Annotated in this window: 19 protein-coding genes; 7 read left to right on the forward strand and 12 right to left on the reverse strand. The window is 71.6% G+C overall.

All coding sequences use genetic code 11. The features are described 5' to 3' along the window. Positions 1-75 precede the first annotated feature (75 nt). The 3 genes from ACZ5VQ_RS35350 to uppS all read right to left on the reverse strand — a co-directional run bounded on the left by ACZ5VQ_RS35350 (position 76) and on the right by uppS (position 3322). Positions 76-717 (reverse strand): PadR family transcriptional regulator, encoded by a 642-nt coding sequence (locus ACZ5VQ_RS35350; protein WP_469108506.1) that lies wholly within the window; start codon positions 715-717, stop codon positions 76-78. Positions 718-795: 78 nt separating this feature from the next. Then, positions 796-1344 (reverse strand): DinB family protein, encoded by a 549-nt coding sequence (locus ACZ5VQ_RS35355; protein WP_469108507.1) that lies wholly within the window; start codon positions 1342-1344, stop codon positions 796-798. A gap of 118 nt (positions 1345-1462) precedes the next feature. Continuing rightward, positions 1463-3322 carry a polyprenyl diphosphate synthase gene (gene uppS / locus ACZ5VQ_RS35360; protein ID WP_469108508.1) on the reverse strand — a complete coding sequence of 620 codons (1860 nt, stop codon included), beginning with the start codon at positions 3320-3322 and terminating at the stop codon, positions 1463-1465. A gap of 333 nt (positions 3323-3655) precedes the next feature. Between uppS and ACZ5VQ_RS35365 the strand changes: the two genes are divergently transcribed. Continuing rightward, positions 3656-4888, forward strand: coding sequence for an FAD-dependent oxidoreductase (locus ACZ5VQ_RS35365; RefSeq protein WP_469108509.1), 1233 nt, complete (start codon positions 3656-3658; stop codon positions 4886-4888). 89 nt (positions 4889-4977) lie between these two features. Here the strand turns inward: ACZ5VQ_RS35365 and ACZ5VQ_RS35370 are convergent, their stop codons facing one another. Continuing rightward, positions 4978-6438, reverse strand: a complete 1461-nt coding sequence (locus ACZ5VQ_RS35370) for an aldehyde dehydrogenase family protein (RefSeq protein WP_469108510.1) — start codon at positions 6436-6438, stop codon at positions 4978-4980. A 105-nt stretch (positions 6439-6543) separates the two neighbouring features. Then, a complete protein-coding gene (locus tag ACZ5VQ_RS35375; RefSeq protein WP_189843317.1) occupies positions 6544-7368 on the reverse strand; it encodes a helix-turn-helix domain-containing protein in 825 nt (274 codons plus the stop codon). Positions 7369-7733: 365 nt separating this feature from the next. On the opposite strand from ACZ5VQ_RS35375, the gene ACZ5VQ_RS35380 reads away from it, so the two are divergent. Further along, entirely contained in the window at positions 7734-8210 is a 477-nt protein-coding gene (locus ACZ5VQ_RS35380) for an ATP-binding protein (protein WP_362079875.1), read from the forward strand. 114 nt (positions 8211-8324) lie between these two features. On the opposite strand, the gene ACZ5VQ_RS35385 is transcribed toward ACZ5VQ_RS35380, so the two are convergent. The 5 genes from ACZ5VQ_RS35385 to rpmG form a co-directional block, all read right to left on the reverse strand. Beyond that, on the reverse strand, positions 8325-8543 hold the full coding sequence (locus ACZ5VQ_RS35385; protein WP_200401720.1) for a DUF397 domain-containing protein: 219 nt from the start codon (positions 8541-8543) through the stop codon (positions 8325-8327). 358 nt (positions 8544-8901) lie between these two features. Then, positions 8902-9132, reverse strand: a complete 231-nt coding sequence (rpsR, locus tag ACZ5VQ_RS35390) for a 30S ribosomal protein S18 (protein WP_469108511.1) — start codon at positions 9130-9132, stop codon at positions 8902-8904. Positions 9133-9134: 2 nt separating this feature from the next. Continuing rightward, positions 9135-10445 (reverse strand): GTP-binding protein, encoded by a 1311-nt coding sequence (locus tag ACZ5VQ_RS35395; RefSeq protein ID WP_469108512.1) that lies wholly within the window; start codon positions 10443-10445, stop codon positions 9135-9137. Then, positions 10445-10780 (reverse strand): type B 50S ribosomal protein L31, encoded by a 336-nt coding sequence (locus ACZ5VQ_RS35400; RefSeq protein ID WP_469108513.1) that lies wholly within the window; start codon positions 10778-10780, stop codon positions 10445-10447. The genes ACZ5VQ_RS35395 and ACZ5VQ_RS35400 overlap by 1 nt, the downstream gene beginning before the upstream one ends. A gap of 5 nt (positions 10781-10785) precedes the next feature. After that, positions 10786-10950, reverse strand: coding sequence for a 50S ribosomal protein L33 (rpmG, locus tag ACZ5VQ_RS35405; RefSeq protein ID WP_030573688.1), 165 nt, complete (start codon positions 10948-10950; stop codon positions 10786-10788). Positions 10951-11015: 65 nt separating this feature from the next. On the opposite strand from rpmG, the gene rpmB reads away from it, so the two are divergent. From rpmB to ACZ5VQ_RS35420, 3 genes are all read left to right on the forward strand, one after another. Next, positions 11016-11252 (forward strand): 50S ribosomal protein L28, encoded by a 237-nt coding sequence (gene rpmB / locus ACZ5VQ_RS35410; protein ID WP_143640365.1) that lies wholly within the window; start codon positions 11016-11018, stop codon positions 11250-11252. Further along, positions 11252-11557, forward strand: coding sequence for a 30S ribosomal protein S14 (rpsN, locus tag ACZ5VQ_RS35415; protein ID WP_362079862.1), 306 nt, complete (start codon positions 11252-11254; stop codon positions 11555-11557). Before rpmB ends, rpsN begins: the two co-directional genes overlap by 1 nt. 213 nt (positions 11558-11770) lie before the next feature. Further along, positions 11771-12313, forward strand: coding sequence for a hypothetical protein (locus tag ACZ5VQ_RS35420; protein ID WP_469108514.1), 543 nt, complete (start codon positions 11771-11773; stop codon positions 12311-12313). A gap of 105 nt (positions 12314-12418) precedes the next feature. Here ACZ5VQ_RS35420 and ACZ5VQ_RS35425 read toward each other — a convergent pair whose 3' ends face one another. Then, positions 12419-14749, reverse strand: coding sequence for an FUSC family protein (locus ACZ5VQ_RS35425; RefSeq protein ID WP_469108515.1), 2331 nt, complete (start codon positions 14747-14749; stop codon positions 12419-12421). Between the two features lie 136 nt (positions 14750-14885). On the opposite strand from ACZ5VQ_RS35425, the gene ACZ5VQ_RS35430 reads away from it, so the two are divergent. Beyond that, positions 14886-15437 carry a DUF4232 domain-containing protein gene (locus ACZ5VQ_RS35430; protein ID WP_469108516.1) on the forward strand — a complete coding sequence of 184 codons (552 nt, stop codon included), beginning with the start codon at positions 14886-14888 and terminating at the stop codon, positions 15435-15437. A gap of 149 nt (positions 15438-15586) precedes the next feature. Here the strand turns inward: ACZ5VQ_RS35430 and ACZ5VQ_RS35435 are convergent, their stop codons facing one another. Further along, positions 15587-16741, reverse strand: coding sequence for a DUF2786 domain-containing protein (locus tag ACZ5VQ_RS35435; RefSeq protein ID WP_469108517.1), 1155 nt, complete (start codon positions 16739-16741; stop codon positions 15587-15589). Between the two features lie 113 nt (positions 16742-16854). Between ACZ5VQ_RS35435 and ACZ5VQ_RS35440 the strand changes: the two genes are divergently transcribed. Then, positions 16855-17586: a Clp protease N-terminal domain-containing protein gene (locus tag ACZ5VQ_RS35440; RefSeq protein WP_469108518.1), complete on the forward strand. Its 732-nt coding sequence runs from the start codon at positions 16855-16857 to the stop codon at positions 17584-17586. The last annotated feature ends 109 nt before the right edge of the window (positions 17587-17695 follow it).

Raw genomic sequence — 17695 nt, forward strand, 5'->3', positions numbered from 1 at the left:
AAATTCTCCGAACCTGACGAGCGCGAGTGCCTTCGCCGAGCGCCCGTGTCTTCGCCGAGCGCGCGAGTGCCCCGCTCAGCGCGCGTCCCCCGGATGAGGCTCCCCCGTCGCGTACGGGTTCTCGTCGTCGTCCGCCAGCACCCCCACGAACGGATCCCCCTCGCCGGAGAAGACGTACGCGCCGCCCCTGATCCGCTCGATCAGGCCGCGGGTCCACTGGGCGCCGGTGTCCGCGGAGGTGATCCAGAAGTTCATGATCTCGCCGATGTGGCCCAGCTGTTCGGGGCCTTCCTCGGGCGTGTAGTACTCGGTCACGCCCTTGCGCCACTCCTCGATGGCCCGCACCCGCTCCTCAAGCAGTTCGAGGACCTCCTCGCGGTCCAGGTCGACCATGAAACCGAGGGCGGCGGTGAGCACGTCCGGCTTCTGGTCGTACGCGGTGAGGTAGTGGCGCAGCAGCGTGAGGTACTCCCCGGTGCCCGCCTCCGTGATCTCGTACTCCGTGCGCGGCGGGCCGCCGGCCGTGGAGGGCGCGATCTCGTGGGCGAGCAGCAGTCCCTGCTTCGCCATCTGCTTGAGCGCGTGGTAGATCGAGCCCGGCTTGGCGTTGGACCACTCGTGCGCGCCCCAGTACTCCAGGTCGTTGCGCACCTGGTAGCCGTGGGCCCGGCCGTGCTGGCGCACGGCGCCGAGCACGAGGAGACGGATCGCTGACATGGAGCCAGCGTATGGCCCGTCTCCCCCGGGCCGGGCGGCACCTCACCCCCAGGCCCCGCCCCAGGCCCCCCTCAGGACTCACCCCCAGGAGACTCCCTGCTCCTGCGCGACCAACTCGAAGGCGGTCTTCCCGTCCAGGGACTCGCGGATGACGTCGGCATGGCCTGCGTGCCGGGCCATCTCCGCGATCAGACGGAGCATCACCCAGCGCATGGACACGGCCTCGTCGTCCGGGAACCAGGGCTCGTCGGGCAGCGGGAAGGTGTCGTTCAGACTGGGCACGGACCGGATGAAGTCCTCGGTCTGCCCGGCGATCTTGTCCCAGTGGGCGAGCATCGACTCGACGGTCTCGTCGCCGACGAGCCGGAAGCTGTCGCCCCAGTTCTCCTCGGAGCGCTGGATGTCCGGCGCCACCTGCCGGGCCCGCGACAGCCAGCCCTGCTCGGTCTCGGCGACGTGCTTGAGCAACCCGGAGAGCGAGAGTTCGCTGGCGCTCGGGCGGGTCGCGGCCTGCTCGTCGGTCAGGCCGAGCAACGTCCGGCGGATACCCCCGCGCTGCTCGTCCAGGAAGGCGAGCAGCGCCCCGCGCTCGTCGCCGTGGGCCTCCGCGTGCACGTGCATGACCATGGGTGGCCGCCTCTCATCGGGTCCTCTTGCCTGCTGACACCAACCAAGTTACGGACCCTTGCGGTCAGGTTCTGTCCTCAATGTGAGCCGGGATTTCGGGCAGAAAGCCGGGACTTCTTCAGACCCGCGTGCCCTCCACGACCGGCGCGGCCCCGTGCCGTCGCCTGCGCTGTGTGTACGTGCTGACCGCCCGCCACAGGTCCCGGCGGTCGACCTCGGGCCACAGCGTGTCGGTGAAATGGAGTTCGCTGTAACTGAGGTGCCAGGGGAGGAAGTTGGAGATCCGGTGTTCTCCGCCGGTGCGCCACAACAGGTCGACCTCCGGAAGGTGGGGGTGCGGCAGGTGGGCGGCGAGGAGGCGTTCGTCGATGTGGTCCGGGTCCAACTCGCCCGCCGCGGCCGCGCGGGCCAGTCCCGCCGCGGCCTGGACGAGTTCGGCACGGCCCCCGTAGTTGACACACAGCGTGAGCGTCAGCCCGGTCCGGTGACGGCTGTCGCGCGCGCTCTGCCGCAGCGCGTCGGCCAGGTCGACCGGGAGCCCCTCGGGACTGCCCGCCCAGCGCAGCCGGACGTCGAGGGAGCGCAGGTCCGAATCGCGCAGGGTGTCGTGCATGGTGCGGAACAGCCGGGCGACCTCGCTCGCGTCGCGCCGCCAGTTCTCGGTGGAGAACGCGTAGAGCGTCAGATGGCTCAGACCGAGCTCCAGCGCCCCGTGGACGACGTCACGGGTGGCGTCCGAGCCGACGCGGTGGCCCTCGCTGCGGGGCAGTCCCTGCTGGGTGGCCCAGCGGCCGTTGCCGTCCATGATGACGCCCACGTGCCGCGGAAGCCGCTCCGCGGGGATGTCCGGCGCGCACTCCCCGCTCGGGTGGGGGCGGGGCGGCACCGGCGGGAGGAACGCCGGGTCGGCCTCGCGCCTGGGCTCGGGCAGGGCCACCACGGGCTCGGCCGGCTGCACGAGCGCGGCCCGGCGCCAGGCGCGTACGGCACGGACACGGGCGGGGGCGAGCAGCCGCAGCCGTACGGCCGGGGAGAGTTCGGCGGTGCGGTGCAGCAGCGCGGGGCCGAGCCGTCGGGCGGTGCGGACGCGGGCCCGGAAGAGGTCGGTGGAGGTGCGGAGCAGGACGGCCATCCCCGGGTGCACCCCCCGTTGCAGCGCGGGCTGTTCCAGCCAGTCGTGGGCCTGCTCCGTCAGACCGGCGATCAGTGCCTCGACGGGCGGTGTCCAGCGTCGGGCGAGGAGGTCGGCCTCGGGGACCCCGTGGGCCGCGAGGGCCTCCTCAGGGAGCGTCAGGATGCCGCGGCCGAGGTCGGACGCCAGATCGGTGAGGGTGTCGGTGAGGTAGAGGCCGTCGAGGAAGGCGGGCATGGCCTCCAGGTGTTCCTGGCGGACCGTGGTGGGAACTCCGGCCCGGGTCAGGAGAGTCAGGCACCACATCGCCCACGGGGTGTTCTCCGCCTGGGTGCGCAGGCTCCACTCGCGCCAGGTCTGAGGGCGGCGGCCCGAGGCGTCCTCGCGCAGGGCGGTGAAGACGGGCGTCAACGTCTCGACGTCGAGTTGCCACGTTCGGATGGTGTCCGCGAGGGCGCGGTGGACCGGATCCCCGCGATCGCGGCCGTCACCCCCGGGCCCGTGGGACAGCCCCGCGCGTGAGGGCCCCGGGGCCGGCGGCCCCACGGGCGAGGACCCCGCCGCCGAGAGCTCCGCGCGCAGGGCGTCCACCCAGGCCTGCAGTCTCGCGGCGCGCTCGGCCGGGCTGCCCTCCTCGTCGTCGACGAGGGCGTCGGTCGTCACGGCGGCCGCGTACATGGCCCAGCACGCGGGGCGCAGCGCGGCCGGCATGAGCTGCATGACGGAGTACTCGACGGAGCGGGAGGACCTCACCAGCCGCCGGCAGGACGCGTAGGCGGCGGCGATGTCGGGGGCGGGGTCCGACGTGGGGTCGGGAGCGGCGGCCTGAGGGAGAACGGGGGACAAGGAACCCTTCTTTCACAGCCGTCACGTCGCACGTCACGCCTGGCGATAGGTCGGAAAAGCGGTCGCCGTCGGCCCGGACCGGCTCACGGACCGGCCTGGTGCGGCACTCTCTCAACGACCCTGCACGGCGCTCGGAACGGCCTGGTGCGCCACCCGACGGTGCCCCCTTCCTACCGGTCCCGTCGCCGCGCCGCGCGGGCTCGGCGACCTTCTCGCCCGATCGTGGTACGCCGCCGGGGCGGAGAACGGACATGGGTTAGGTTCCGTAGGCGATCGGTCACCAACAGTGACGCACCGTCAACACAGGGCGCCAGCCCGGGATGTGAGCCAGGCATGAGCGATTCCGTGGACGCGATCGTCGTGGGGGCCGGCCCGGTCGGCTGCGCCGCCGCGCACGCGTTGGCCGACCGCGGTGCCCGGGTCGTGGTGGTCGAACGCATGGAGCGGGGGCCCGCCTCGCCGTTCGCCGTGGAATGGCTGCACCCGACCGCGGCGGACGTGCTGCTGCGCTGGGGCCTCGCGCTTCCGGAGGGCGGCCACGTCAGGGGTACGGGCGTCAGCATGCACCTGGCCGACGAGGGGCACGAGCCGGTCGTGGTGCCGTACCGGCGGGGCATGCGGGCCGTGTCCATGCCCCACGCGGAGCTGGTGGACGCGCTGCGGGACAGCGTCGTGGAACGGCCCGGGGTGGAGGTGCTCACGTGCGCCCGCGTCACCTCGGCGACACCGGACGGCACGGTCCGGCTGACCCGCGACGGGCAGGAGACCCGGCTGCGCGCCGATCTCGTGGTGGCTGCGGACGGCCGCTCGTCCGGCGTCCGCCGCGCGCTGTTCGGGCACACCCCGCAGACCGTCGTGTCGCACTCGGCCGGTGTCGTGCTCGAAGGACCGGGGCTGCCGGTCTACGAGTTGTTCCAGGTCGCGAGCGAGGTGCCCGGGCACGGTGTGGCCATCTACTCCATCGCTCCCGACGCGATCCGGGTGGTCCTCGACGTACCCCCGACGCATCCGCGACCGCCGGCGCTGCACGCGTATCTGCACCGTCATTTCGTGCCGCTGATGCCGGAGGTGCTGCGCCGGCCGCTGGCCGATGCCCTGGCGGCGGGCCGGCTGACGTGGTCCGCGACCGGTTTTCGCCCCCGTGTGCACTACGGACAGGGCAGGCTCGCGCTGGTCGGCGACGCGGTCGGGCACATCCACCCGATCCTCGCGGCCGGCACGACCCTCGGCATCCAGGACGCCCTGAGCCTCGCCGCGCACGGCTCCGCCGAGGCGTACGCCCGGGAGCACGCGGGAGCGGGAGCGGCGACCGGGCGGGTGGCGATGGCGCTCTACCGTCTGCTGAGCCGTCAGGAGCCGGGCACCGCGCAGACGGCGAGGATGGCCGTCGACCAGTTGCGCCGCAGCCCCGCGCTCCGGGACGCGGTCGGGGACCTCCTCACCGGTGACGAGCCCGGCGCGGCCCATCTGCCGGTGGTGACGGCGTTCTCCACGATGCTCGGCATCCCGGCGCAGGACATCGCCGCCGCGTACGGACCGGACGCCTACCTGCTGAGCCGCCGCTGAAGCCGAACCAGGTGCCCCGCATCCCCGGGACGCCGTACGGGGCGCCCTCGCCGCGGTCGGCAGGGGCGCCCCGTAAAGGAGTTGGCAGGTCAGAACGGGAAGAAGCTGCGCCCGTGCTGCACCGAGATCCACTTCTGGGTGGTGAAGGCGCCGACCGTCGACTCGCCGTTCAGCCGGCCGATGCCCGAGGACTTCTCGCCGCCGAAGTCGACCAGCGGCTCGTCGTGCACGGTGCCGTCGTTCACGTGGAACATGCCCGTGTCGATCTGCCTGGCGAAGGAGACACCGCGCTCGACGTCGGCGGTGTGCACGGCGCCGCTCAGCCCGTACGGGGTGTCGTTGACGATCCGCACGGCCTCCTCCTCGCCGTCGAACGGGACGAGGAGCGCCACGGGGCCGAAGATCTCCTGGCGGAGGATGGCGGAGTCGGCGGGCAGGCCGGTCAGCACGGACGGCTCGACGAGGTTGTCGGTGGCGGTGCCGTGCACGAGGGCGGTGGCGCCCTCGGCGATCGCCTGGTCCACGACGCCCGAAACGGCGTCCGCCTGCGAGGAGTTGATGAGCGGGCCGATGACGGTCGCCGGGTCGTTCGGGTCGCCGACCTTGAGCGTCTTCACCTTGGCGACGAACTTCTCGGTGAACTCGGCCTCGATCGAGCGGTCCACGAGGACACGGTTCGCGGCCATGCAGACCTGGCCCTGGTGCACGTACCGGCTGAAGACCGCGGCGTCCACGGCGTAGTCGATGTCCGCGTCGTCCAGGACCACCAGCGCGCTGTTGCCGCCGAGTTCGAGGACGGAGCGCTTGAAGTTCGCGGCGCAGACGGTGGCGACGTGGCGGCCGACCTTGTCGGAGCCGGTGAAGGAGATGACCTTCGGGACCGGGTGCTCGATGAAGGCGTCGCCTATCTCCGCGATGTCGGTGATCACGACGTTGAGCAGACCGGCCGGCAGGCCCGCGTCCTCGAAGATCTTCGCGACCAGGGAACCGCCCACGATCGGGGTGTTCTGGTGCGGCTTGAGGACCACGCCGTTGCCGAGGGCCAGCGCGGGCGCGACGGACTTCAGCGACAGCAGGAACGGGAAGTTGAAGGGGCTGATCACACCGACGACGCCGACCGGCACGAGGTAGAGGCGGTTCTCCTTGCCGTCGACCGGCGAGGGGATGATCCGGCCCTCGGGCCGCAGCGCCAGGTTGACCGACTCGCGCAGGAACTCCTTGGCGAGGTGCAGTTCGAAGCCGGCCTTCAGATGCGTGCCGCCGAGCTCCGCGATGATCACCTCGGCGATCTCCTGCTCGCGCTCCTCGATGATCCGCAGGGCCTTCTCGAACACCGCACGACGCGCGTACGGGTTCGTCGCGGCCCATTCCTTCTGGGCGCGGGCGGCGGCCCGGTAGGCCTGATCCACCTCGTCGACCGTGGCTATCGTGATCGACGCGAGCTTCTCACCGTCGTACGGGTTGAAGTCGATGATGTCCCAGGAGCCGGTACCGGGACGCCACTCGCCGTCGATGTACTGCTGAGCCAGGTCGGTGAAGTAGGACGACATGTGATCCCTCAATCCCTTGCTGCCGTAGCAGACACCCGAACGATCATCTTCACGGTCTGATCACACGTCATCGTACTGGTGTCTCAAGGGAGTTGGAGAGGGGATTCAGGAGAGCTGCAGCAGACCCCTGAGCAAGTCACGGCTCTCGTCGGGACCGGGACTGTCCTGCTGGAGCTCCTTCATCGCCTTCTCGTACTGGGTGACATCCTCGCGCTTGTCCAGATACAGCGCGCTGGTGAGCTGCTCCAGGTACACGACGTCGGACAGGTCGGACTCGGGGAAGCTGAGCACCGTGAAGGCCCCGCTCTCGCCCGCGTGCCCGCCGAAGCTGAACGGCATGACCTGCAGCCGCACGTTGGGACGCTGGGAGATGTCGATGAGGTGCTGGAGCTGCCCCCGCATCACCTCCCGGTCGCCGTACGGGCGTCGCAGCGCGGCCTCGTCGAGTACGACGTGGAAGTCCGGGGCGCTCTCCGACACCAGGTACTTCTGGCGCTCAAGGCGCAGCGCCACGCGCCGCTCGATGTCCGCCTCGCTCGCGCCCTTCATGCCCCGCGCCACGACCGCGTGCGCGTACGCCTCGGTCTGCAGCAGGCCGTGCACGAACTGGACCTCGTAGGAGCGGATCAGGGACGCGGCGCCCTCCAGGCCGACGTACGTCGGGAACCAGCTGGGCAGGACGTCCGAGTAACTGTGCCACCAGCCCGCGACGTTGGCCTCCTTGGCGAGGGAGAGCAGGGAGGTGCGCTCCGCCTCGTCGGCGATCCCGTAGAGCGTCAGCAGATCCTCGACGTCTCTCGTCTTGAAGCTCACCCGGCCCAACTCCATACGGCTGATCTTCGATTCGGAGGCGCGGATCGAGTAGCCGGCCTTTTCCCTGGTGATGCCGCGCGACTCGCGCAGCCGCCTCAGGTGTGAGCCGAGCAGCATGCGCCGTACCACCGATCCCGACTCCTGCGCGCTCACGTTCGTCCGCCTCCCCAACCCGTCTTCAAGGGCCGCAGTCTGCCACTAATTCACTCCAAGCAGTACTCGTTCGATTACAGAAACGGCAAGGTTTCAGCGGGGACACACAGGATTCGGCAAGGAGAAGACAAGCCAGAGACAAAAAAGCGGCGAGAAGGCCGCGGAAAAAATGACCAAGAAGCGGTATGGGAAGGTCCAATTCGGGCACGTGCACGTGCATCTGCCCTTGCATCTGCCGAACGCATTCGGAACGATGGTCTCGCGCCACCGCTGCATCGCAACGACCGCGAACCCCGGGAGTGCCTCGCATGGGGACGAATGGATCGACCATGCTCGAGCCGTTACGGCAGGGGCTTCCGCCACTGGACCCCGCGTCCGTGTCCAACGCCGCCTCCTGCGCCCTGCCGCCCCGCTACGAAGCGGTGCGCGACGCGCGGCAGTTCACCCGCCGCACGCTGGACCAGTGGGACATCGGCAACCGCTTCGACGACGTCTGTCTGGTGGTCTCGGAACTCGTCACCAACGCGCTGCGGCACGCCCTGCCCGCGGACACCCCACGCCCCTGCGACCAGGACGCGCCCGTGCGGCTGCACCTGATGCGGTGGACCGAGAGACTCGTGTGCGCGGTGCGCGACCCCAGTCACGACAGCCCGGTCGCGGGCGACTCCGAGGACTTCTCGGCGGAGTCGGGCCGCGGGCTGTTCCTGGTCGACTCGTTCGCCGACGGCTGGGGGTGGCACCCGCTCGCCGGCACGCTCGACGGCAAGGTCGTCTGGGCGCTGTTCCGGCTGGGCCCTTCCGCATGAGGAACCGCGGTGCTTTTTCGCGCCGCGGTTCTACGCGCGTTACCGACCGCATACGGTCCGTGAACGCCCCCGAACGGGGCGAGTTGCCCCCACCGGCCGGCCGCGGGCCCGCCGTCAGCCCGCTATCAGGTGGTCGAACTCGCCGTCCTTGATGCCCAGGAGCATGGCCTCGATCTCGGCAGGCGTGTAGATGAGGGCGGGGCCGTCGGGGAAGTTCGAGTTGCGCACCGCCACCTCGCCGCCCGGCAGTCGGGCGAACTCCACGCAGGAGCCCTGCGAGTTGCTGTGCCTGCTCTTCTGCCAGGCCGCTCCGCGCAGCTCCGTGGCAGCCATGCCGTTGTACACGTCGTGGTCCACAGGTCGCTCCCCGGTGGTGCATTGGCGTCTGTTGCCAGTGATGCAGTGTTGGTCAACTGCCCGGATCATAGCCGCTCTTCACATGCAGTTGCATGAGCAGATGCACGTGCACGGGGGGTGGTCCTGCGGTTACACGTTTGACGGTCCCACGGGCCGAATCGTTCCAACGCCTGCCCCCGCATGAGTAAGGGACGCGTACCGGGCCCTTTGTGTTCCAGAACGCCCCGTCCCGCCCACAGATTGAATGGGCGGGACGGGGCGTTCCTGAGGGGCGCGGGGAACTGCGCGAGCGGCCACGGGCGGCCCGCGGTCGAAGCGCTTCCGGCGGTCGCGCTCAGCGTGACGAGTACGGAAGCAAAGCCATCTCGCGCGCGTTCTTGATCGCGCGGGCCAGCAGACGCTGCTGCTGGGCGGTCACCCGCGTCACCCGCCGGCTGCGGATCTTGCCCCGGTCGGAGATGAACTTCCTCAGGAGGTCCGTGTCCTTGTAGTCGATGTACGTGATCTTCGCCGTGCCCAGCGGATTGGGGCGCGGCGACGGCTTGCGGTCGGGCTTGCGGGGCATGGTCAGACCTCCAGGAGGGAGTCGAAGGCGGGCGGGAGCTGTTTCCAGGCGGTGCGGCCGGCCGCGTACTCCGCGTCCGTCAGCAGGCAGGACTCCAGGAGCAGTTCGAGTCCGTCGCGGTCGAGGCCCGGTGACGTGAAGACGAGGTGCTGGCAGCAGTCGCCGTGCTCCGGGTGCCAGTCGAGCGCGGCCGCGGCACGGCGCACCGGCGGCACCAGCTCCCAGGCCGCGTCGGGCAGGGAGGCCAGCCAGGGCCCGGCGTTCTCCACGCACAGGGCGCCTCCCGCGGCGTCCCAGTGCAGCAGCGTGTCGGGCCGGTCCGCGAGCCAGAACCGCCCGCGGCTGCGCGCCGCCGCGCAGCACAGATCCTCCAGCGCCGCGTACAGCCGCTCCGGGTGGAACGGCCGCCGCCGGTGCCATACGAGCGTGGAGACCCCGCACTCGTCCGCCTCGGCCGGCAACAACGCGCAGGCCGGATGCTGAGCGGCGGCGGCCGCCTCCACGTCGAATCCGCCGAACACGGCCTCCGCGAGCGCGGACCGCCCGGGCTCCGAGCCCGCCGAGGCATGTCCCGCCCATCCCACCAGTCCCGCCGATCCCACCGGTCCCGCCGATCCCACCGGTCCTGCCGGTCCCGCGAGGCCCTCCCCCTCGGCCGGTCGCCTCTCGAACCACGACTCCCGGTTGCGGTCCTCGCCACCGTCCTCTCCGCCCGGCAGGTCGCCGTTGCCTATCGGGACCTGGCGGGCCGTCGGATGGAGTTGGGCCAGGAGGGCGCGGTCCTCGTCGTCGGCGTCCTCCGAGGTGGCGACGGCCAGGACGGGCGCGTACTCCAGTTGTCGGGCGAAGGTGTCGGCGACCGTGCGCTGGTCGCTCGCGGCAGCGGCGAGGCCCGCTTCGGCGAGGTCGTCGCCGTTGCCGAGGTAGGGCAGCACCAGGGCGGGATCGACCGCCGTGATGACGCCGGTCAGGCGGAGATCCGCACTCGCCACCACCTCCGCCATCGCCTTCGGCTCGACCGAGTCCCAGAGCTCGACGACCGCGAGCCGGGTCAGCCCGTCCGCCGCGAGGCGCTCCAGTTCGGGGACCAGGTCCTCGCGCAGGGCGCAGCACGCGCAGTCGTTGACGAGCGGCGCCTCACCGGCGGAGACGATGCCGGTGCGGTCGCGAACGGTGCGAACCACCGTGCCCCGTACGGCCGTTGCCAGGTCGTGGTGGAGCGCCACCGACCCGGGCACCTCGGCGAGCAGCCGGTCCACGGCCGCCCGGCGGGCATCGGCGTGCAGCCCGCCCACGATGGCGACGGACAGCATCAGCCCTCCCCGCGCTGTTCGTCGCGCCGGTCGCCGCGCCGGTCGCCGCGCTCACCGTCGTGCTCGCCGGTGCGTCGGCCGTCGCGCCTGCCGAACCGTCGCTCGAAGCGCTCCACGCGGCCGGCCGTGTCCATGACCCGGGCCGTCCCCGTGTAGAAGGGGTGGCTCACGTTCGAGATCTCGACGTCGACGACCGGGTAGGTGTTGCCGTCCTCCCACTCGATCGTCTTCCCGCCCGCCCCGGCGACGAGGGTCGAGCGGGTCAGGAAGGCGTGGTTCGCGGCCCGGTCCCGGAAGACGACGGGACCGTACGCCGGGTGGATTTCCTCGCGCATGACGCTCAGCGCTCCTCTCGGAAGTCGACGTGCCGGCCGGCGACGGGGTCGTACTTGCGCAGGGTCATCCGGTCGGGGTCGTTACGGCGGTTCTTGCGGGTGACGTACGTGTAGCCGGTCCCGGCCGTGGACCGGAGCTTGATGACCGGACGGAGTTCGTTGCGTGCCATGTGGCTAGTATATGAAAACGGATCCCATTATCGATAACGAGAAATCAGAGAGGTACGTCACTCACATGTCCGCGCACTGCATGCTGACCGGGGCCCAGCCGGGCTTCGGGAACTCCATCTCCCACTCGCACCGGCGCACGTCGCGCCGCTTCGACCCCAACATCCAGAGCAAGCGGTACTGGCTGCCGGGCGAGGGCCGGTACGTACGGCTGAGGCTGAGCACGAAGGGCATCAAGACGGTCGACGTCATCGGTGTCGAGGCCGCCGTGGCCCGGATCCGGGCCCGTGGGGTGAGGGTCTGATGGCCAAGAAGAGCAAGATCGCGAAGAACGAGAAGCGGCAGGAGATCGTCGCCCGGTACGCCCAGCGGCGGGCCGAGCTGAAGGAGATCGTCCGCAGGCCGTCCTCGACGGACGCCGAACGGGCCGCCGCCCGGCGTGAGCTGGAGCGGCAGCCGCGTGACGCGAGCGCCACACGCGTACGCAACCGCGACAGTGTGGACGGGCGGCCGCGCGGCTACCTGCGGACGTTCGGGCTCTCGCGGGTGAACCTGCGGGACCAGGCGCACAAGGGGTTCCTGCCGGGGGTCCGGAAGTCCTCCTGGTAGCGGACTCCGGCGGAGGCGCCGACGCTCCCCCGGTGCCGGGCAGGCCTGCTTCGCTGTCGGGCGAGCGTGCTTCGCTGTCGGGCGGGCGCGCTTCCCGAGGTGCCGGACGAGGTGCCTGGTAGCTTGCTGGCGGTCGTTCCCGGTTGCATCGGCGCCACCGGCGGTACCCGGCGGGTACCGGCGACTCGTCCGGCCAGACCCTTGGGGGCTTCAGTGACTTCGGCGACCATCTCGCGCGGGCAGGCGCGGATCGCGGCCGCGGCGGCGGGGCTGGCGGCCGCGCTCGTCCTGACGACCGGCTGCAGCGGTGACGACGGCGGGAGCGACGACTCCCCCTCCTCCACCGGCACGGCATCGACCGGGTCGGCCGACACCGACACCGGCGGCGGAACAGGTGGTTCCGGCGGTGGTTCCGGCGATTCCGGCGGGAGCAAGGGCAAGGTCGGGGCGCTGGAGGGCAGCTGGCTGGCCACCAAGAGCGGCAAGGCCGTTGCACTGGTGATCACCGGTGCGGAGGCCGGGCTGTTCTCGACGGGCGGGTCCGTGTGCAGCGGCACCGCCGGTGAGACCTCGGGCATGCGCATGATCGAGCTGAAGTGCTCCGACGGGAACAAGGACCGGGCCAAGGGCATGGTCGACTCGGTCGACTCCACGACGCTCAAGGTCACGTGGGAGGGTTTCGGCGAGGAAACGTATACGAAGGCGGAGGGCGGGAAGATGCCGTCCGGGCTGCCTACGGCGAGCCTGGGGTCCTGAGAACCCGGTTCACGTCACGCCCGGCGCGCGTCACGCCGATTCACGTCACATCTGTTCGCGTCACGTCTGTTCGCGTCACGTCTGCTCACGTCACGTCTGCTCACGTCAGCGGGTCGCGGAATCCTTCGGGTTTCGCGGCCCGTCCGGCTTTTCGGGGGCCGTTCCGTCGAGCGTCATGGGTGGTACGGCCGTGTCGAGGGCTTCGGAGAGCTCGGTGAGGGTGTCGAGGACGAGGGTCGCGGTGTTGCGTACGACCTTGTCGGTGCCCTCGGTCTCCCAGGCGTCCAGGGCCGCGCGTACCGAGTCCCAGGTGGGGACCCGGCGTTCGCGGATGGCCTTCGCGCCCTGGTGGGTGGACTCGCGCAGGGCGTCGGCGAAGCGGGCGGCGGGCGGCACGGGGGTCGCGCCGCGTTCCGGGAGGTGGGCCTCCAGGAGCATGGCCACGCGGCCCAGCTGGGCGAGCGCGTCCTCGGCGTCGTCGGCCGCGGTGCGGGAGAGGCCGCGGTGGCGGACCGGTTCGGCGGTGGCGCGGGCCACCGCCGCGTGCCAGGCCGCTCGGGCGGTACGGGCGGTGAGCAGGGCCCCGCGGACGTCCGGGGCGTTGCTCGCGGACGGGTCCGCGTAGGAGCCGAAGACCGCGGCGGCGTACGGGCCCTGCGCGGCCAGCCAGTCCGCGAGGCGGGTGCGCAGTCGCGGGGTCTCCCAGGCCGGGTAGACGGCGTACGCCAGCATCGCGAGGAATCCGCCCATGAGGGTGAGCAGGACGCGTTCGGGCACGGTCTGGGTCCACTCCTCCCCGCCCATGCCGAGCAGGAAGACGACGTACGCGGCGATGCAGGCCTGGGTCGCGAACTGGCCCGTGCGCATGAGGAGGTACATGAGCGCGGCGCTCGCCACGGCGAGTGTGCCGGAGAGGAGCGTGCCGGGGGACGCCGCCTGTACCGCGCCCGTGGCCACGGCCACGCCGATGACCGTGCCGGCGAGGCGGGCCACGGCCCGGCTGTATGTCTGGGAGAAGTCCGGGCGCATGACCATGACCGAGGTCAGTGGGGCCCAGTAGCCGTGTCCCAGGGGGAGCAACGTGCCGAGGATGTAGCCGGTGGCCGCCACCGCGGACACACGGGTGGCGTGGCGGGTGATGGGGGAGCCGCGGTGGAGTTCGCCGCGCATGGCTTTGAGGGCTTTGGGGATCAGGGCGAGAAAGGTGGGGCGGCTGCGGGTCGTGGGCCGGCTGCGGGTTGTGGGGGCTGGTCGCGCAGTTCCCCGCGCCCCTGGGCCGGTTGGGGCTCGGTCCGATGTCGGCCGGCCGCCGTTCTCGGCCGAGGGCGCCGTTCCTCGCGCCCCTGGGTCGGTGGGGGCCGGCCCCGGCGTCGAACGACCGCCGTTCTCGGCCGAGCGCGCCGTTGCCCGCACCCCTGGCGGGGCGGCTTTCTGCGGGGTGTCTTCCTGTGGGGTGCCGCCCGCTGTTTCCACCACGTCCTGGAGGAGGGTGTTGAGGCGGGTCATCGCTCGGTAGGAGGCTCCGGTGAGGATGCTGCCGGTGTCCGGAGTGCGGAAGGTGGCAAGGGCTGCCGGTGGGGCGGAGACGGGCTCGCCGTGGCGGATGGCGTGGGCCGCGGCGTCGAGGAGGGCGGCTGCGGAGGCGAGGAGTTCGCGGACGCGGTCGCGGGCCGGGCCCTCGGCCGGGACGCCCATCGCGGGGTCGGCGAGGGAGGCGAGGACCGGGCGGATGCGTTCGGCGATGCCGCGGGCGCCGTGGAGTTCGGCGGGGCGGCGGCGGGCCTGGCGCGGGGTGACGGCGGCCGCGTTGCGCGCCTCCATCAGGGGCTGCGGGTCGAAGGACGCGACCGGGTCGTGGCGCAGCCGGCGCGCGTAGTCGGCCTCGGCGGCCAGCGCGTCGGCGAGCGCGTCGCGGTGGGCACCCCAGCGTCGTACGGGGAAGAGGACGATCAGCGCCGCCTGCACCAGGCCGCCCACGATCATCATCGCAGCGTGGCCCGCGGCCTGGGCGACGGAGGTCGGCAGGGTGACCGTCACCAGCATGATCGCCACGTTCGAGGAGGCGATCAGGCCGATGGTCGGGCCCGCGGCCCAGCTCATCCCGGCGGCGAAGGCCCACACCACGAGCAGCGCGAGGAAGAGCGGCTCCTTGGAGATGGTGAGGTAGCCGAGGAACGTGGACACGGCGAGGCTCGTACCGGAGGCGATGGCCAGTTCGGGGCGGGGGCGCCAGCTGCGCTGGAACGTCGCGATGGCCGCCTGGAACGCGCCGAACGCCGAACTCGCGGCGGCCGCGGGGCCGAAGAGCCACAGGCTCAGCGCGATGACGATCGCGAGTCCCGCGGCTCCGCGCACCGCGATGAGCGGTTCGAGCCGCTTCTTCTCCACGGCGATGCCGGAGCGAGCAGTGTCCTTCAGCGCCCGTCGCCAGCTCACCGCGCCAGCGTACGCCGCGCGATGGCCCATGACCGATGACCGATGACCGATGACCGATGATCTACGAGCACCGCCATGCACCGGAAGTTCCCGCAAGCCGGACCCAGAAGCAGGTCCCGGAAGTCAGAGGTAAGCCATGCGCGCCCTACCCATAGCCGTCTCCGCACTCGCCGCCCTCGTGGCGGCCCTCACCCTGACCGCATGCGACGACGGCGGCAGCGGGGACAAGGGGGGCAAGGCCGACAGCTCGGCATCCCCCGCCGGTTCCACCGCGTGCAGGGCCGACCAGGTCGGGCAGGAGGTCGCCGCGAGCGAGGCCCCGGCCGCCGGTGACACCGGGAGTGTCTCCGTCACCCTCACCAACCGCTCCGGCGGCGACTGCACCCTGGAGGGCTTCCCCCGCGTCGACCTGACCGCGGGCGGCACCACCTGGTCCCTCGCTCCGGAGGAGTCCGCGCAGCCGGAGAAGCTGACCCTCAAGCCGGACGAGACCACCGCCTTCACGATCACGTACGTACGAGGGCCCGCGGGCGACGCGACGAAGGGTGCCGCCGTGAAGACCGTGAAGTTCGGTCTGCCCGGCGCGGGCACCGACCTGTCCTTCCCCTGGAAGTACGGCGAGGTCGCGCTGCGCAGCGAGAGCGAGCCGGACGCCTCCGTGGGCCCGCTCCAGCGCGCCGGAGACTGAGCCACCGGACCCGGGGCACCTTCCCGCGGCACCGTTCCCGGAGCACCGTTTCCGCGGCACCGTTCCCGGGGCACCGTTCCCGGGGCACCGTTCCCGGGGCACCGTTCCCGGGGCACCGGCCCCGAACCACCGCCCCGGATCCGTCCAGGTCACCGCAGTGGCGGCCGTGCCCTCACCTGGGCGCGGTCCGCCGCGGCGGCTCCTTCCTCCCAGCCGGCCGCGTCGTTCACCCCGCGCAGCCTGGTCGTGACGGTCGCCGGGAACATCCGCTCGGTCTCGTCCGTGACCGCCACGTCCCGGGCCGCCAGAACCGGCAGCAACTCCCCCTCGGAAGCCGTCACTTGCCCCTCCGCCGCCTCCGCCAGCCGGTCGCCGATGCGATGGGCGTACGCGGCGAGGAAGGACTGCCGGAAGGACTTCGTGCGCTTCCTGCCGCCCGCCCGCTGTGCCGCCTCCGCCTTCGTCATCGCGGCGGTGGCCTGCACGAGGAGCGAGGTGTAGAGGAGTTCGACGGCCTCCAGATCGGGTTCGAAGCCGACGACGGTCGAGAAGCCGAGGGCCTCATTCCACACGGCCCGGCAGCGGTTGGCCCCGGACACCGCGTCGAGGAGTACCGCCTTGGCCGTCTCGTAGGGCGGGTCGACGCCGATGCGGCAGGCGCCGGGCGCGTCCCTGGCGTGCGTACGGGCCGCCAGCAGCGCCTCGTCGATGCTGTGCCGCGCCATCAGCTCCTGCGCCTTGGCGCTCAGCGCCTCCGCCTCCTCCGGGAACCCGGTCGCCTCGGCCTTGGCGAGCAGCGCACGGATACGGGTGAGCATGCGGGAGTCCCTCGGGGCACCGGCCGCCCCCTTGGGTGCGTCCACGTCCAGCGGCTCGATGGAGGGCAGGCGGAGCAGCAGCCGGTACAGGACCAGTACGGCGGTGGCGTACGAGAAGCGGTCGTTACGGGGTTCGGTGCGGGGCGGTGCCTTCGTCCCGGCCGCCTCGGCGGTCAGCTCTTCGAGCTGTGCCGTCCAGCGCGGGCCGCGGGGCTGCCGGCTGCGGCCGCTCTCGTCGAGGATCAGCGCCGACACCAGGCGTACGTGCACGTCGTCCAGCTCGCGGCGCACGATCCGTACGACATCGGCGGGCTGCCAGCCGCGCCGCCAGGCTCCCTCGACGAACTCCTCGCCGCGGCGGGCCAGTTCGGCGTCGGACGCGGGATCGGCGGCGAGGAGCGAGGCACCGGTGTCGAGGGCCGCGTCGGAATCGGCGTAGAGGGCGGCCTCGAAGGCGCGCTCCACGGCGCTGGGCGTACTGCTCATTCCTCGATCGTGTCACGCGTCATTCCTGGATCGTGTCGCGCGTCGGGATGGGGCCGCACGGTGGGTGTCAACTCAGGGTTGACACCCCTTTACTGTCAACCTAAGGTTGACACATGACCACGAATCCACGCGCCACCACCTCCGTACGCCTCGACGACCTGATCGAGGCCATCAAGAAAGTTCACGACGACGCTCTCGACCAACTCCAGGACGCGGTGATCGCGGCGGACCACCTCGGCGACGTTGCCGACCATCTGATCGGTCACTTCGTGGACCAGGCCCGGCGTTCGGGCGCGTCCTGGACGGACATCGGCAAGAGCATGGGGGTCACCCGACAGGCGGCCCAGAAGCGGTTCGTGCCGAAGGCGGAGTCGGACCTCGACCCGAGCCAGGGCTTCAGCCGCTACACGTCACGGGCCAGGAACGTGGTGATCGTCTCCCAGAACGAGGCCAAGTCCGCAGGCAACGACCTGATCCGCACCGAGCACCTGGTCCTCGGCCTGATCGCCGAGCCGGACGGCCTCGGGGCGAAGGCGATCACCGCGCAGGGCGTCACCCTGGACGCCGTGCGCGAGGCCGCGACCGCCGCCCTCCCGCCGAGCGCCGAGGACGTACCCGCACTCATCCCCTTCGACAGCAACGCCAAGAAGTCCCTCGAACTCACCTTCCGCGAGGCCCTCCGGCTCGGCCACAACTACATCGGCACGGAGCACATCCTGCTCGCGCTGCTGGAGCACGAGGCCGGCGCCGGCCTCCTCAGCGGACTCGGAGTGGACAAGGCGGCGGCCGAGGCGAACGTGGCGGAGGCGCTGGAGAAGGTGCGGCAGTCCCTCAAGGAGGACTGAGCGGACCCGCTGGGAAGAACGGCCGGTCCCCCCGGGGGAGTGACCGGCCGTGCCCCGTGCCCAGTGCCGGACACGGCCCTGGAGTGCCGGGCACGGGCCCTGAACTGCG

Source organism: Streptomyces sp. NPDC033178 (assembly GCF_055577685.1).